We start from the raw sequence: 15879 nt of genomic DNA, 5'->3' as shown, positions 1-15879 counted from the left end.
CTCCGGCCACCGAAAGAGACCCCGACCCATGTCCTGGCTGTCCAGGTTCAGCCTCGCCCAGAGGGCCCTGATCGGGCTGATGTCGATCATTGCGCTCGCCTTCGGGGCGATCGCCATACCCCAGCTCAAGCAGCAGCTGCTGCCCACCATCGAACTGCCCATGGTCTCGGTGATCGCGCCGTACCAGGGCGCGTCCCCCGATGTGGTCGAGAAGCAGGTCGTCGAGCCCATCGAGGACAACCTGGAGGCCGTCGACGGCATCACGGGCGTCACCTCCACCGCGAGCGAGGGCAACGCCGTGATCATGGCGTCCTTCGACTACGGCAACGACACCGAGCAGCTCGTCGCCGACGTCCAGCAGGCCGTCAACCGGGCCCGCGTCCAGCTCCCGGACTCCGTCGACCCGCAGGTCGTGGCCGGTTCCACGGACGACATGCCCACCGTCGTCCTGGCCGTCACCTCCGGCAAGGACCAGCAGGCCCTCGCCGACCAGCTCGACACCACGGTCGTGGCGGACCTGAAGGACATCGACGGTGTCGGCCAGGTCACCGTCGACGGCGTGCGCGACCTCCAGGTCACCGTCACGCCCGACGACCGCAAGCTCGCCCGCGCCGGCCTCACCACCCAGTCCCTGGCCCAGGCCCTCCAGGCGGGCGGCGCCACCGTCCCGGCCGGTTCCTTCGACGAGGACGGCGCCAACCGCACCGTCCAGGTCGGCGGCGGCTTCACCTCGCTGCAGCAGATCGAGGACCTGAGGATCACCGGCGAGCGCGGCGGCAGGCCGGTGCGCCTCGGCGACGTGGCGGCCGTGAAGCAGGAGCAGGCCCGCGCCGACGCCCTCACCCGCACCGACGGCCGGCCCAGCCTCGCCGTGATGGTCACCATGGACCACGACGGCAGCGCGGTCGCCATCTCCGACGCGGTGAAGGACAAGCTGCCGCAGATGCGTGAGGACCTCGGCTCCGGCGCGACCGTCACGGTCGTCAGCGACCAGGGACCGGCGGTGAAGAAGTCCATCGAGGGCCTGACCACCGAGGGCGCCCTCGGTCTGCTCTTCGCCGTGCTGATCATCCTGGTGTTCCTCGCGTCCGTCCGCTCGACGCTGGTCACCGCGGTCAGCATCCCGCTGTCGGTGATCCTCGCCCTGATCGTGCTGTGGACGCGCGACCTGTCGCTGAACATGCTCACGCTGGGCGCGCTCACCATCGCCATCGGCCGGGTCGTGGACGACTCGATCGTCGTCCTGGAGAACATCAAGCGGCACCTCGGCTACGGCGAGGAGCGCGAGGCCGCCATCCTGACCGCCGTCCGCGAGGTCTCGGGCGCCGTCACCTCCTCCACCCTCACCACGGTCGCCGTGTTCCTGCCCATCGGCCTGGTGGGCGGCATGGTCGGTGAACTGTTCGGCTCCTTCAGCCTCACCGTGACGGCGGCGCTGCTGGCGTCCCTGCTGGTGTCGCTGACGGTCGTGCCGGTGCTGTCGTACTGGTTCCTGCGCGCCCCGAAGGGCACGCCCGAGGACGCCGGGGAGGCCCGCCGCAAGGCCGAGGAGAAGGAGGCGAACAGCCGTCTCCAGCGGCTCTACGTCCCCGTCCTGCGGTTCGCCACCCGCCGCCGGCTCACCAGCGTGGCCCTCGCGATCGTGGTCCTGTTCGGCACCTTCGGCATGGCGCCCCTGCTGAAGACGAACTTCTTCGACCAGGGCGAGCAGGAGGTGCTCACCGTCCGCCAGGAGCTGGCGCCCGGCACCAGCCTCGCCGCGACCGACGTCCAGGCGAAGAAGGTCGAGCAGCTGCTCGCCGGCACCGAGGGCGTCAAGGACTACCAGGTCACCGTCGGCTCGTCCGGGTTCATGGCGGCCTTCGGCGGCGGCACGGACACCAACCAGGCGCAGTACAACGTGATGCTGGAGGAGTCCGCCTCCTCCGAGGACGTCACCGACCGCATCGAGGCCGGTCTGAAGAAGCTCTCCGGCATCGGCACCACCACCGTCGCGGCCGGTGACGGCTTCGGCAGCCAGGACCTCAGCGTGGTCGTGAAGGCCGCCGACGCCGGCGCCCTGCGCGACGCCGCCGAACAGGTCCGCGCCACCGTCGCGAAGCTCGACGACGTCACCGACGTCACCAGCGACCTCGCCCAGAGCGTCCCGCGCATCTCCGTGAAGGCCGGCGACAAGGCCGCCGCGGCCGGGTTCACCGACCAGACGCTGGGCCTCGCCGTCACCCAGGCGGTGCGCGGCACCACCGCCGCCCGGGCCACGCTGGACGACACCGAGCGCGACATCGTGATCCGCTCGGCGAAGCCGGCCGAGACCCTCGCCGAGCTGCGGGCGCTCCCGCTGGGCGCGGTGAAGCTCGGTGACATCGCGACGGTGGAGCTGGTCGACGGGCCGGTCTCCATGACCCGGATCGACGGTCAGCGCGCTGCCACCGTCACGGCCCGCCCGACCGGTGACAACACCGGTGCCGTCGGCGCCGACCTCCAGACCGCGATCGACGGGCTGAAGCTCCCGGCGGGCGCCACGGCCGAGATCGGCGGTGTCTCCCAGGACCAGGACGAGGCGTTCGCCAACCTGGGCCTGGCGATGCTCGCCGCGATCGCGATCGTCTTCATGCTGCTGGTGGCGACCTTCCGCTCGCTCGTCCAGCCGCTGATCCTGCTGGTGTCCGTCCCGTTCGCCGCGACCGGCGCGATCGGCCTGCTGGTGGTCACCGGCACCCCGATGGGCGTTCCCGCGATGATCGGCATGCTGATGCTGATCGGCATCGTGGTCACCAACGCGATCGTGCTGATCGACCTGATCAACCAGTACCGCAGGCAGGGCCACGGTGTGGTGGAAGCCGTGATCGAGGGCGGCCGCCACCGGCTGCGCCCGATCCTGATGACCGCCCTGGCGACCGTCTTCGCCCTGCTGCCGATGGCCCTGGGCGTCACCGGGGAGGGCGGCTTCATCGCGCAGCCCCTCGCGGTCGTCGTCATCGGCGGTCTGATCTCCTCGACCCTGCTGACCCTGCTCCTCGTCCCGACGCTCTACGCGATGCTGGAGCTCCGCAAGGAGCGCCGTGCGAAGAAGCGGGCGGCGAAGCGGGAGAGGAAGGCCGAGGTGCCGGCCCAGCCCGAGCCCGCGGGCGTCTGAGCGGAGAAGACGGACGGCCGGGCCGCGCACCTTCGAGGTGCGCGGCCCGGCCGCTGTCGTCCGCGGGGCGGGAGCCGCCGGTCACGGCAGCGCGAGCATGCGCTCCAGGGCCAGCTTGGCGAACGCCTCGGTCTCCTTGTCGACCTCGATGCGGTTGACCAGGTTGCCCTCGGCGAGGGACTCCAGGGTCCAGACCAGGTGGGGGAGGTCGATGCGGTTCATGGTCGAGCAGAAGCAGACCGTCTTGTCGAGGAAGACGATCTCCTTGCCCTCGGGGGCGAACCGGTTCGCCAGACGGCGGACCAGGTTCAGCTCCGTGCCGATGGCCCACTTGGAGCCGGCCGGGGCGGCCTCCAGGGCCTTGATGATGTACTCGGTCGAGCCGACGTAGTCCGCCGCGGCGACGACCTCGTGCCGGCACTCGGGGTGCACGAGCACGTTCACGCCGGGGATGCGCTCGCGCACGTCGTCGACGGAGTCCAGGCTGAAGCGGCCGTGGACCGAGCAGTGGCCGCGCCACAGGATCATCTTGGCCGCGCGCAGCTCCTCGGCGGTCAGTCCGCCGCCGGGCTTGTGCGGGTTGTAGACGACGCAGTCCTCCAGGGACATGCCCATGTCGCGGACGGCGGTGTTGCGGCCCAGGTGCTGGTCGGGCAGGAACAGCACCTTCTCGCCCTGCTCGAAGGCCCACTCCAGGGCCCGCTGGGCGTTGGAGGAGGTGCAGATGGTGCCGCCGTGCTTGCCGGTGAACGCCTTGATGTCCGCCGAGGAGTTCATGTACGAGACGGGGACGACCTGCCCGGCTATGCCGGCCTCGGTCAGCACGTCCCAGCACTCGGCCACCTGCTCGGCCGTGGCCATGTCGGCCATGGAGCAGCCGGCCGCGAGGTCGGGCAGCACGACCTTCTGGTCGTCGGAGGTCAGGATGTCCGCCGACTCGGCCATGAAGTGGACGCCGCAGAAGACGATGTACTCCGCCTCCGGGCGCGCGGCCGCGTCCCGGGCCAGCTTGAAGGAGTCTCCTGTGACGTCCGCGAACTGGATGACCTCGTCGCGCTGGTAGTGGTGGCCGAGCACGAAGACCTTGTCGCCGAGCTTCTCCTTGGCCGCGCGGGCCCGCTCGACCAGGTCCGGGTCGGACGGCGAGGGGAGGTCACCGGGACACTCGACGCCGCGCTCGCTCCGCGGGTCGGCCTCGCGGCCGAGCAGGAGCAGGGCGAGGGGCGTCGGCTGTACGTCGAGCTCCTGGGACTGGGCGGTGGTCACGACACGCACCTTCTGTTCTGCGGCTCGCCGGGCCGTGCAGGCCGGACCGGCGGGACATGCGGGACAAACTCTTCGACCTTTTCGTCGAAATGACGTTATCTATCATAACCGCTTCACGTCAGTTTGACGATGGCCATTGTGTCGATGTGACGTGAATCCCCATGCGTCGTTTTCCGCCCGCGGCGGCGTGTGCGAGCATGAAAAGGAGGACCGGCCCGGAATGAATCCGAGGCCCCGCCGGTTGCAACCGTCGGCAAGCAGTCTCCGTACAAACCGGGAGAGATGTAGATGTCCGTATCGGACGAGACCAGCACCGTCACCGACGGCATCATCCTGACCGACGCCGCCGCGTCCAAGGTCAAGACCCTGCTCGACCAGGAAGGCCGTGACGACCTCGCCCTGCGCGTCGCCGTCCAGCCCGGCGGCTGCTCCGGCCTGCGCTACCAGCTCTTCTTCGACGAGCGTTCGCTCGACGGCGACGTCGTGAAGGACTTCGGCGGTGTGAAGGTCGTCACGGACCGCATGAGCGCCCCGTACCTGGGCGGCGCCACGGTCGACTTCGTGGACACGATCGAGAAGCAGGGCTTCACGATCGACAACCCGAACGCGACCGGCTCCTGCGCCTGCGGCGACTCCTTCAACTAGAGCCGCAGCCCAGCGAGGCGACACGAGGACGGCGGCGGCCCCGATCGGATCGGGGCCGCCGCCGTCCTCGTGTCCGCTAGCGCGCCGTGGACGCCTCCGGCAGCCGGGCGCCCGCCTTCTCCAGCGGTACGGCCCGGCCGTCCGAGCCGGTCACCGGGCGGCCGCCGAGCGGCTCGTCCAGCTGCACCGTCCGGTGGAAGACCTTGGCGATGAGGATGCAGACCTTGTCGGGCCAGGGCTTCTCGGTCACCGTCACCGTCACCCGGTCAGCGCTCTCGGCGGCCTTCACCTCGTAGTCCGCGCACACCCCGCCCGTGAACCGCACGGTCAGCTCCCGGCCCTCGGCGGCGTACGCCTCGACCTGGACGTCGCGCGTGCTCGGCGCGGAGGTCGGTTCGTCCGGGCCCGGCCCGGTCGGCCGCGGGCTCGGCGGCGCGGTCGGCTCCCCGGGCGGCGGGACGGCCGCCGTGGGCGTGGCCAGATACTGCGGTGCGACCGCCGGACTCGTCACCGTGAAGGTGTCCTGCGCACCCGGCGTCCGCACCTCGAACAGCCACGAGGGCACCAGTGCCTGCCGCCCGTCCACCTGGTGGGAGGCCAGCCCGAAGACCGCCTCGCGCACCTGGACGGTCTGCCTCTGGGCCGGCTCCGGCTCGCACGGCGCCACCTGTCCTGAGCCCTCGTCGCCCTCCAGCGGCACCGGGCTCGCGCACCCGCCGACCCCCGAACCGCGGCCGACCGTGTCCGCGTTCATCCGGTCCAGCGTCTCGCGCGCGCCCAGCACGGGATAGGTGTCGCCCTTCACCGGTTCCTTGAGCAGGCCGTTGCCGCCGACGACCTCGCCGTCCGCGCCCACCGCGATGCCGGTCGCCCAGCCGTAGGTCGGCAGCCCGCCGATCACCGGGTCGGCGTTCACCACCCGCTGAGCGCCCATGACCTGGCTCGCGTCGATCTTCGCGTCGTCCTGGCCGACCGCCTTCAGCACCGGCGCCGCGGCCTTCTTCGCCGCCTCCTCGCTCACCGCGTCGGCGGCCGGGGCCATGGGGCCGCGGTGGGGGCACTCGCGGGTGTCCTTGCAGTTGTCCGTGCCGGGCGCGTACCGGTGGAAGGTCCAGGTGCCGGGCGCCTGCCGGGTCACCTGGAGGCTCGGGCCGAAGCCGTCCTTCGCGCCGACGTGCCAGGACTGTCCCTGGAGCACCGGCGTCCCCTCCATGCCCAGCGCCGCCGCCAGCCTCGTCACCTCGGCCCGGGTGACCTCGCCCTCCGCCCGGTGGACGGGCGCCGAGTCCGGGCCGTCGGGCAGCGTGCCCGAAGCCTTGTAGACGACACCGTTCGGGTCGGGCTCGCCCGGGGCGATCCCGGCGCCCTCGGAGGGGCCGTCCAGCGTCAGCGGCGGGGGAGTGGAGTCGTCGCCGGGCACGCCGGAGGACGTGCCGCCGTCCGAGCCGCCGGCCGCCGCGGCGGCGAGGTAGGCGCCGCCGCCCGCGACCAGCAGCACGGCGGCGGCGACGGAGGCGACGGCGAGGGACGGCCGGCGCCGCCCCGGCCGCTCCTCGTCGGCCGGGGCACCGGCCCGCTCGGAGGCACCGGCGACCGCGCCCACGCTCTCGCCTGCGCTGCCGGCGGCATCGGCACCGCCGCCGGCACCCACGCTGCCGACGGCATCGGTACCGGCATCGGTACCGGCATCGGTACCGGCATCCGTAGCGGTACCGATACCGGCATCGGCATCGGTACCGGCATCGGCATCGGTACCGGCATCGGCATCGGTACCGGCATCGGTACCGGCATCGGCATCGGTACCGGCATCCGCATCCGCATCCGTACCGGTACCGGCATCCGCATCCGTACCGGCATCCGCATCCGTACCGGCATCGGCGCCGTCGGCGGCACCCGTGTTCTCGGCGTCGGCGTCGGCCGCACCCGCGACGACGTCGTCGTCGCGCTCGCGCTCGGGCTCGTCGCGATCGGGGTTGTCGGATCGCTCGGTGTTCACCGCATCGCTCCTGCTGCTGTGGAGGGTCGTATCCCGCATCCCCACCTCGGGGGACGGCGATGAGACGCAGCGGGGGAGCGCACGGTTCCCTCGGACGCGCCGGCTCACCCCGAGGGGTGAGCCGGACGGAGGGGAGCGGGGCTCAGTCGCCGTAGTCCGACATGGCGTCCAGCAGCCGCGCCGAGGCCGGCGGCACCTGTACTCCGTGAATGCTGGAGGGGGAGACCGGGCGGGAGTCGATCCGGTCGGGGGCCGCCCAGTGGGGGGCCATCCGGGCGCAGTCGCCGCGCAGCGACGCCAGATCGCCCTCCAGATCGGCCGGGGCGGGGACGGAAGCCTTGAGGTTCGTCATAGACGCACCGTATGCACGATGCCACTCACGAAGAAAGATCTACTATCGGGTAGTTTCGGCTGCTTCAAGCCAACCCCGCCCAACGGGTAGCGTGGACTGTCATTACCCCTCCACTCAGGAGTCCTACGCCGTGCGCATCGCAGTCACCGGCTCCATCGCCACCGATCACCTCATGACCTTCCCCGGCCGGTTCGCCGAACAGTTCGTCGCGGACCAGCTGCACACGGTCTCCCTCTCCTTCCTGGTCGACAACCTCGACGTACGGAGGGGCGGTGTCGGCGCGAACATCGCGTTCGGCATGGGCCAGCTCGGCACGGAACCGATCCTCGTCGGCGCGGCCGGCTTCGACTTCGACGACTACCGGGCCTGGCTGGACCGGCACGGCGTCGACACCGACTCGGTCCGTATCTCCGAGACCCTGCACACCGCCCGCTTCGTGTGCACCACGGACGCCGACCACAACCAGATCGGCTCCTTCTACACCGGCGCCATGAGCGAGGCCCGGCTGATCGAGCTGAAGACCGTCGCAGACCGCGTGGGCGGCCTCGACCTCGTCTCCATCGGCGCCGACGACCCCGAGGCGATGCTCCGTCACACCGAGGAGTGCCGCTCCCGGTCCATCCCCTTCGCCGCGGACTTCTCCCAGCAGATCGCCCGTATGGACGGCGACGAGATCCGGATACTGCTCGACGGCGCGACCTACCTCTTCTCCAACGAGTACGAGAAGGGCCTCATCGAGTCCAAGACCGGCTGGACCGACCAGGAGATCCTCGGCAAGGTCGGCCACCGCGTCACCACGCTCGGCGCCCGCGGCGTCCGCATCGAGCGGGCCGGCGAGGACCCGATCGAGGTCGGCTGCGCGGAGGAGGAGCGCAAGGCGGACCCGACGGGTGTCGGCGACGCCTTCCGCGCCGGCTTCCTGTCGGGCCTGGCCTGGGGCGTCTCGCTGGAGCGTGCCGCGCAGGTGGGCTGCATGCTGGCGACCCTCGTCATCGAGACGGTGGGCACCCAGGAGTACCAGCTGCGGCGGGCCCACTTCATGGACCGGTTCACCAAGGCGTACGGCCATGAGGCGGCCGACGAGGTCAAGGCCCACCTGGGCTGACTCAGGAGAGCCGGCGGACCAGGTACGCGGTTCCCCCGTCCGCCGGCTCCTCGCCCAGGTACTCCTGCTCCCGCATCTCGCACCACGCCGGGATGTCCAGCCGGGCCGCCGCGTCGTCGGACAGGACGCGCACCCGGCCGCCCACGGGAACGTCCCCGATCACCTTGGCCAGTTCGATGACCGGGATCGGGCAGCGCTTGCCCAGGGCGTCGACGACCAGTTCGTCCTCGCGCAGGACCGCCACAGGCGTCTGCGCCCCGAGCTTCTCCCGCACCGCGGCCACCGCCTCCGGCAGGACGTCCAGGAATCCCTCGACGTCCTCGGACACCGCGCCCATCGGCAGGGAGACCCGCACGTTGCCCTCCGTCAGCACCCCCATCGCCTTCAGCACATGGCTCGGTGTCAGGGTGCTGCTCGTGCAGGACGACCCGGACGAGACCGAGAAACCGGCCCGGTCCAGCTCGTGCAGCAGGGCCTCGCCGTCGACGTAGAGGCAGGAGAAGGTGACGATCCCGGGCAGCCGGCCGGCCGGGTCGCCGACCACCTCCACGTCCGGCACGAGCCGCGGCACCCGGGCCCGGATCCGGTCCGTCAGCTCCCGCAGCCGCACGGCCTCCTGAGCCGCCTCGGCCCGCACCGCCCGCAGGGACGCGACGGCCGCCACGATCGCGGGGATGTTCTCGAAACCGGCGGACCGCCCCGACTCCCTCTCGTCCACCGGCCCTTGGGGCGCGAACCGCACGCCCTTGCGCACCACGAGCAGCCCCACACCGGACGGACCGCCCCATTTGTGGGCGCTCCCCGCCAACAGGGACCAGTCGCCCTCCACCGGCCCCCACCCCAGCGACTGCGCGGCGTCCACCAGCAGCGGCACCCCCGCCGCCCGGCAGACCTCGGCCACCTCCGCGACCGGCTGCACGGTCCCCACCTCGTGGTTGGCGGACTGAAGACACGCCAGCGCGGTGTCCTCCCGGAGCGCGGCGGCGTAGGCCGACGGGGTCACCCGCCCCGATCGGCCGACACCCACATGGGTGACCGTGCCGCCCTCCCGCTCGTGCGTCTCTGCCGAATGGAGCACGGCGGAATGTTCGACCGATGACACGATCAGGTGGCGTCCGACGCGCCGCCGCCCGGCCAACGCCCCTGCCGCACCCATGTGCAGGGCCCGCGTCCCCGAGGGGGTGAAGGCCAGTTCGTCGGGCCGGCACCCGATCGCCTCCGCGGCTGCCTCCCGCGCGGCGTCCAGCAGCATGCGCGCGCGCCGCCCCTCCCGGTACAGCCGGGCGGGATCGGCCCACCCTTCATCCAAAGAGGCCAACAGGGCCTGACGGGCGACGGGATGGAGAGGGGCGCTGGAAGCGGCGTCGAAGTAGGACATACGGCAACGCTAGAACGCGCCGGAGGACAGCATGCCCAAGGGGGGCGGGGAACCGTGCGACGAGCCGCGCGCGATCCGCACCCGCCAAACCAGCGAACCACCCCCTTCACTAGGCACCCCTCCCCGCGAACCCCTGGAAGGCGTCGGCTAGGGTTTGGTCCGCATAAACATCCAAACCCCTGCCCGACGCAGGGCGGCGACCGACCAGCGAGAAGGCCGCAGCCGTACAGCGCGGGCGAGACTCTCGGGAAGGCGCTACGTGAGTCCCAACGGCTCCGACCGCTCGCCGCGGCGCCCGATGCGGCGGAAGCTGCTGCAGGCATTGACCGCGGGCCTGGTCCTGGCGACCGCGACCGGTTGCACATGGAAGGACTTCCCCCGCCTTGGCATGCCCACCCCCGTCACAGAAGAGGCTCCGCGGATCCTCTCCCTGTGGCAGGGTTCCTGGGCCGCCGCGCTCGCCGTTGGCGTGCTGGTGTGGGGCCTGATCCTCTGGAGTGCCATCTTCCACCGGCGCAGCCGCACGAAGATCGAGGTACCTCCGCAGACCCGTTACAACGTGCCGATCGAGGCCCTGTACACGGTGGTCCCGATCATCATCGTGTCGGTCCTCTTCTACTTCACGGCCCGTGACGAGTCGAAGCTCCTCGAACTGTCCAAGAAGCCCGACGTCACGGTCAACGTGGTCGGCTTCCAGTGGAGCTGGTGCTTCAACTACATCGAGAACGTCGAAGGTTCCACGGGCGACGCCAAGACCTCCAAGGAACTGGACGCGATCCCGGACCGCTACAAGGAGGCGTTCCCGGACAACGCCGGCGGCGTGTACGCCTGCGGTGTCCCCGGTGAGCGCAACCCGCAGACCGGCAACCCCGGTCCGACCCTGTGGCTGCCCGAGGGCAAGACGGTCCGCTTCGTCCTGACCTCGCGTGACGTCATCCACTCCTTCTGGGTGGTGCCGTTCCTGATGAAGCAGGACGTCATCCCGGGCCACACCAACGCCTTCCAGGTGACCCCGAACCACGAGGGCACCTTCCTGGGCAAGTGCGCCGAACTGTGCGGCGTCGACCACTCCCGGATGCTGTTCAACGTGAAGGTCGTCTCCCCGGAGCGCTACGAGCAGCACCTGAAGGACCTCGCCAAGAAGGGGCAGACCGGTTACGTTCCCGCGGGCATCGAGCAGACCGCCCATGAGAAGAACCGGGAGACGAACCAACTGTGAGCATCCTCAACGAACCTCAGGGTGCCGGGGCAGCCGAAGACTCGTACTACGAGGACGAGCTGCCGGTCCGGCGCAAGCAGCCCGGCAACGTCGTGGTGAAGTGGCTGACGACCACCGACCACAAGACGATCGGAACGCTCTACCTGGCCACGTCGTTCGTCTTCTTCTGCATCGGCGGCGTCATGGCGCTGCTCATGCGCGCCGAGCTGGCGCGCCCGGGTCTGCAGATGATGTCGAACGAGCAGTTCAACCAGGCGTTCACGATGCACGGCACGATCATGCTGCTGATGTTCGCGACGCCGCTGTTCGCCGGCTTCGCGAACTGGATCATGCCGCTCCAGATCGGTGCCCCCGACGTCGCCTTCCCGCGGCTGAACATGTTCGCCTACTGGCTGTACCTGTTCGGCTCCCTCGTGGCGGTGGCCGGCTTCCTCACCCCGGACGGCGCGGCCGACTTCGGCTGGTTCGCCTACTCCCCGCTGTCGAACGCGGTCCGCTCGCCGGGCATCGGCGCCGACATGTGGATCATGGGTCTGGCCTTCTCCGGCTTCGGCACCATCCTCGGCTCGGTCAACTTCATCACCACGATCATCTGCATGCGCGCTCCGGGCATGACGATGTTCCGTATGCCGATCTTCGTGTGGAACGTCCTGCTGACCGGTGTCCTGGTCCTGCTGGCCTTCCCCGTCCTGGCCGCGGCCCTGTTCGCGCTGGAGGCGGACCGCAAGTTCGGTGCGCACATCTTCGACGCGTCCAACGGCGGCGCCCTGCTGTGGCAGCACCTCTTCTGGTTCTTCGGACACCCAGAGGTGTACATCATCGCCCTGCCGTTCTTCGGCATCATCAGTGAGGTCATCCCGGTCTTCTCCCGCAAGCCGATGTTCGGCTACCAGGGTCTGATCGCGGCGACCATCGCCATCGCCGGTCTGTCGGTCACCGTGTGGGCGCACCACATGTACGTCACCGGCGGCGTGCTCCTGCCGTTCTTCTCCTTCATGACGTTCCTCATCGCCGTCCCGACCGGCGTGAAGTTCTTCAACTGGATCGGCACGATGTGGAAGGGCTCGCTGTCCTTCGAGACACCGATGCTCTGGGCGACCGGCTTCCTGATCACCTTCACGTTCGGTGGTCTGACCGGTGTCATCCTGGCCTCGCCGCCCATGGACTTCCACGTCTCCGACTCGTACTTCGTGGTGGCGCACTTCCACTACGTCGTCTTCGGCACGGTCGTCTTCGCGATGTTCTCCGGCTTCCACTTCTGGTGGCCGAAGTGGACGGGCAAGATGCTCGACGAGCGCCTCGGCAAGATCACGTTCTGGACGCTGTTCATCGGCTTCCACGGCACCTTCCTGGTCCAGCACTGGCTGGGCGCCGAGGGCATGCCGCGCCGGTACGCCGACTACCTGGCGGCCGACGGCTTCACCGCCCTGAACACGATCTCGACGATCGCCTCGTTCGTGCTCGGTCTGTCGATCCTGCCGTTCATGTACAACGTCTGGAAGACGGCCAAGTACGGCAAGAAGATCGAGGTCGACGACCCGTGGGGCTACGGCCGCTCCCTGGAGTGGGCCACGTCCTGCCCGCCGCCGCGGCACAACTTCCTCACCCTGCCGCGGATCCGCAGCGAATCCCCGGCGTTCGACCTGCACCACCCTGAGATCGCCGCGCTGGAGCAGCTGGGCCACGGTGGCCAGGAAGCCGCCGCGCTGGCGGGCGGCAAGGAGGCCGGCAAGTGAAGATCCAGGGCAAGATGTTCATGTGGCTGAGCGTCTTCGTGCTCGCCATGGCCGTGTTCTACGGCGTGTGGTCGAAGGAGCCGGCCGGTACCACCGCTCTGTTCCTGGCCTTCGGCCTGTGCATCATGGTCGGCTTCTACCTGGGCTTCACCGCCCGGCGTGTCGACACCGGTGCCCAGGACAACAAGGAGGCCGACGTCGCGGACGACGCCGGTGAGCTGGGCTTCTTCAGCCCGCACAGCTGGCAGCCGCTGATGCTGGGTGCCGGTGGCGCCATCGCCTTCCTGGGCGTGGCCGTCGGCTGGTGGCTGCTGTACTTCGCCGCCCCGATCATCCTGCTCGGCATCTGGGGCTGGGTCTTCGAGTACTACCGCGGTGAGAACCGCACCCAGTGAACCGCGGTGAGAACCGCAACCAGTAACACGCGCTGAGCGCTTCGGAACCCGGACACTCCGTCACGGAGGGTCCGGGTTCCGCCTTTTCGCGCAACATCCGTAATCCGATCGAGTTCCCCGGCGTGCCGCGGTTGACGCGGCTTCCTAGCGTGAGGCCATGAACACCTCTCCGCGCATCGTCGCCGGCTGCACCCTGCTGGTCATGGCCCTGGGATCCGCCCTCGCCGCCTGTGGCGGCGACGGCAACCCGCTGTCCGAGGCGCCGTACGACGCCGCGGACCAGGTCTCCTTCAACGCTCCCGAGGGCGACGGCGAGAAAGCCGATCCCGCCAGGCCCCTGGAGATCACGGCCGAGGACTCGGACGGCCGGATCACCGACGTCACCGCCGTCGACGCCGCAGGACGCCATGTGGCGGGCGAACTCTCCGCCGACGGCACCCGCTGGCACAGCACCTCACCGCTGGCCGCGGACGCCCGCTACACGGTCCGGGTGAGCACCGAGGACGAGGGCGGCGCCCCCGGCCGCAAGGTCGTCACCTTCGACACCGGGAAACCCCTCACCAAGCAGCGCCTGGACGTCACCTTCGGCCCCAAGGCGGGCAAGTACGGCGTGGGCCAGCCCGTCACCGCCGAGCTGAGCAGGCCCGTCAAGGACCCCGCCCAGCGGGCCGTCGTCGAACGCGCCCTGAAGGTCCGCTCCACCCCCAGCGCGGACGGTGTCTGGCACTGGGTGGACGACAAGAACCTGCACTACCGGCCCAAGGACTTCTGGCCCGCGGGCGCCACGATCCGGATGAGCAGCAACCTGGAGGGCATCAAGGTCAGCGACCGCCTCTGGGGCGGCCGGGCCAAGCCCCTGACGATCACCACCGGCGACCGCGTCATGGCCGTCACCGACGCGTCCTCGCACTGGATGACCGTCTACAAGAACGGCAAGGAGATCAACTCCATGCCGGTCACCACCGGCAAGCCCGGCTTCGAGACCCGCAACGGTGTCAAGGTCGTGCTGGGCAAGGAGTACTACGTACGTATGCGCGGCACCAGCATCGGCATCGCCGAGGGTTCCGCCGAGTCCTACGACCTGCCGGTCTACTACGCCACCCGTGTCACCTGGAGCGGCGAGTACGTGCACGCCGCGCCCTGGTCCGTGGGCTCCCAGGGCTACGACAACGTCAGCCACGGCTGCGTCGGCATGAGCACCGCCAACGCCGAGTGGTTCTTCGACAACGTCCGCGAGGGCGACCTGGTCAAGGTCGTCAACTCCTACGGCGACACGATGGAGCCCTTCAGCAACGGCTTCGGCGACTGGAACCTCACCTGGGCCAAGTGGCGCGAGGGCAGCGCCCTGACCGGCGGCAAGCCGGAGACCCCGAAGGCGGAGGAGACGGCCCGCCTCAGACCGGCCGCGGTGTAGCCGGACGCGGGCACCCCGAGGGGCGCGGACCACGGTCCGCGCCCCTCGGGGTGCTCAGGCGCTCTGGAGGCGCTTCTGGCGCAGCAGGGAGGCCAGGGCCGCGGCGAACTCCACCGGATCCACAGGAAGCGTCACAGCGGCGTCGGCCCGGCTCCACGTGGCCAGCCACGCGTCCTGCGGCCGGCCGATGAGCAGCAGCACGGGCGGGCAGTTGAAGACCTCGTCCTTGATCTGCCGGCACATCCCCATGCCTCCCATGGGCACGGCCTCGCCGTCGAGCACGCACACGTCGATGCCGCCGCGGTCCAGCTCCCGCAGCACCGCGTCCGGCGTCGCGCACTCCACGAACTCCACCGAGGGGACGTCCGGGGCGGGCCTGCGCCCCGCGGCCAACCGGACCTGCTCACGGGTGTTGGAGTCGTCGCTGTAGACCAGCACGGTGGCGGTCGGCTGCATGGTTCCTCCGAGACGTCGGCGTCGTACGGACGGGGCCCTTCGCTCGGATGCTACTCCCATGAACACCACGTCAACACCGGTTCGGAGGGCAGCAACACTCCGAACGGCACCCCCCGGAGTGAGGGCGGGATAAGCGACCGACATAATGTCGGTCGTGGCGACAGCAACGACAGTAGAAACCGGGCACGCGCACCCGTCGGTCAACCGGCCGAACCTCACCAGCGTCGGAACCATCATCTGGCTGAGTTCCGAGCTGATGTTCTTCGCGGCCCTCTTCGCGATGTACTTCACCCTGCGATCGGTGACGGGTCCAGAGTTCTGGAGTGAAAAGGCGGACGCCTTGAACTTCCCGTTCTCGGCGACCAACACCACGATCCTGGTGCTCTCCTCCCTCACCTGCCAGCTCGGCGTGTTCGCCGCCGAGCGCGGTGACGTGAAGAAGCTCCGGATGTGGTTCATCGTCACCTTCGTCATGGGTGCGATCTTCATCGGCGGTCAGGTCTACGAGTACACCGAGCTGGTGAAGGTGGACGGGCTCTCGCTCTCCTCCGACCCGTACGGCTCGGCCTTCTACCTGACCACCGGCTTCCACGGCCTGCACGTGACGGGCGGACTCATCGCCTTCCTGCTGGTCCTCGGGCGCACCTACGCGGCCCGCAGGTTCACTCACGAGCAGGCGACGGCCGCCATCGTCGTGTCCTACTACTGGCACTTCGTCGATGTCGTCTGGATCGGTCTCTTCGCCACGATCTACATGATCAAGTAGCAGGAACCGATCACT

13 protein-coding genes are annotated in these 15879 nt (G+C 69.9%); 8 read left to right on the top strand and 5 right to left on the bottom strand.

Features of this window, described 5'->3' with window-relative positions:
• The first annotated feature begins 28 nt into the window (after positions 1 to 28).
• Positions 29 to 3136, top strand: a complete 3108-nt coding sequence (locus tag ACIQGV_RS24920) for an efflux RND transporter permease subunit (RefSeq protein ID WP_402497563.1) — start codon at positions 29 to 31, stop codon at positions 3134 to 3136.
• Between the two features lie 81 nt (positions 3137 to 3217).
• On the opposite strand, the gene nadA is transcribed toward ACIQGV_RS24920, so the two are convergent.
• Complete coding sequence (nadA, locus tag ACIQGV_RS24915; protein ID WP_402497561.1) at positions 3218 to 4402, bottom strand: quinolinate synthase NadA; 1185 nt, start codon at positions 4400 to 4402, stop codon at positions 3218 to 3220.
• A 288-nt stretch (positions 4403 to 4690) separates the two neighbouring features.
• On the opposite strand from nadA, the gene ACIQGV_RS24910 reads away from it, so the two are divergent.
• On the top strand, positions 4691 to 5047 hold the full coding sequence (locus ACIQGV_RS24910) for a HesB/IscA family protein (RefSeq protein WP_402497558.1): 357 nt from the start codon (positions 4691 to 4693) through the stop codon (positions 5045 to 5047).
• A gap of 76 nt (positions 5048 to 5123) precedes the next feature.
• Here the strand turns inward: ACIQGV_RS24910 and ACIQGV_RS24905 are convergent, their stop codons facing one another.
• Positions 5124 to 7043: a hypothetical protein gene (locus tag ACIQGV_RS24905; protein ID WP_402497555.1), complete on the bottom strand. Its 1920-nt coding sequence runs from the start codon at positions 7041 to 7043 to the stop codon at positions 5124 to 5126.
• A gap of 142 nt (positions 7044 to 7185) precedes the next feature.
• Entirely contained in the window at positions 7186 to 7395 is a 210-nt protein-coding gene (locus ACIQGV_RS24900; RefSeq protein WP_402497552.1) for a hypothetical protein, read from the bottom strand.
• 130 nt (positions 7396 to 7525) lie between these two features.
• On the opposite strand from ACIQGV_RS24900, the gene ACIQGV_RS24895 reads away from it, so the two are divergent.
• Positions 7526 to 8500: a carbohydrate kinase family protein gene (locus tag ACIQGV_RS24895; RefSeq protein WP_402497550.1), complete on the top strand. Its 975-nt coding sequence runs from the start codon at positions 7526 to 7528 to the stop codon at positions 8498 to 8500.
• A gap of 1 nt (position 8501) precedes the next feature.
• Here the strand turns inward: ACIQGV_RS24895 and ACIQGV_RS24890 are convergent, their stop codons facing one another.
• Positions 8502 to 9878 carry a cysteine desulfurase/sulfurtransferase TusA family protein gene (locus ACIQGV_RS24890; protein WP_402497548.1) on the bottom strand — a complete coding sequence of 459 codons (1377 nt, stop codon included), beginning with the start codon at positions 9876 to 9878 and terminating at the stop codon, positions 8502 to 8504.
• A 259-nt stretch (positions 9879 to 10137) separates the two neighbouring features.
• Here ACIQGV_RS24890 and coxB point away from each other — a divergent pair, with 259 nt between their 5' ends.
• The 4 genes from coxB (at position 10138) to ACIQGV_RS24870 (ending at position 14642) form a co-directional block, all read left to right on the top strand.
• Entirely contained in the window at positions 10138 to 11097 is a 960-nt protein-coding gene (gene coxB, locus ACIQGV_RS24885) for a cytochrome c oxidase subunit II (protein WP_402497546.1), read from the top strand.
• Positions 11094 to 12833: a cytochrome c oxidase subunit I gene (ctaD, locus tag ACIQGV_RS24880; protein ID WP_402497544.1), complete on the top strand. Its 1740-nt coding sequence runs from the start codon at positions 11094 to 11096 to the stop codon at positions 12831 to 12833. Before coxB ends, ctaD begins: the two co-directional genes overlap by 4 nt.
• Positions 12830 to 13228, top strand: a complete 399-nt coding sequence (locus ACIQGV_RS24875) for a cytochrome c oxidase subunit 4 (protein WP_402497541.1) — start codon at positions 12830 to 12832, stop codon at positions 13226 to 13228. Before ctaD ends, ACIQGV_RS24875 begins: the two co-directional genes overlap by 4 nt.
• Positions 13229 to 13385: 157 nt before the next feature.
• Positions 13386 to 14642: an Ig-like domain-containing protein gene (locus tag ACIQGV_RS24870; RefSeq protein WP_402497539.1), complete on the top strand. Its 1257-nt coding sequence runs from the start codon at positions 13386 to 13388 to the stop codon at positions 14640 to 14642.
• Positions 14643 to 14696: 54 nt separating this feature from the next.
• Here ACIQGV_RS24870 and ACIQGV_RS24865 read toward each other — a convergent pair whose 3' ends face one another.
• Entirely contained in the window at positions 14697 to 15098 is a 402-nt protein-coding gene (locus tag ACIQGV_RS24865; RefSeq protein WP_402497537.1) for a two-component system response regulator, read from the bottom strand.
• A 145-nt stretch (positions 15099 to 15243) separates the two neighbouring features.
• Between ACIQGV_RS24865 and ACIQGV_RS24860 the strand changes: the two genes are divergently transcribed.
• Positions 15244 to 15864 (top strand): heme-copper oxidase subunit III, encoded by a 621-nt coding sequence (locus tag ACIQGV_RS24860; protein WP_402497534.1) that lies wholly within the window; start codon positions 15244 to 15246, stop codon positions 15862 to 15864.
• Positions 15865 to 15879 lie beyond the last annotated feature (15 nt).

Source organism: Streptomyces sp. NPDC093094 (assembly GCF_044754345.1).
In the GTDB taxonomy this organism is placed as follows: Bacteria; Actinomycetota; Actinomycetes; order Streptomycetales; family Streptomycetaceae; genus Streptomyces.
This window is presented reverse-complemented; position numbering and strand designations above follow the sequence as displayed.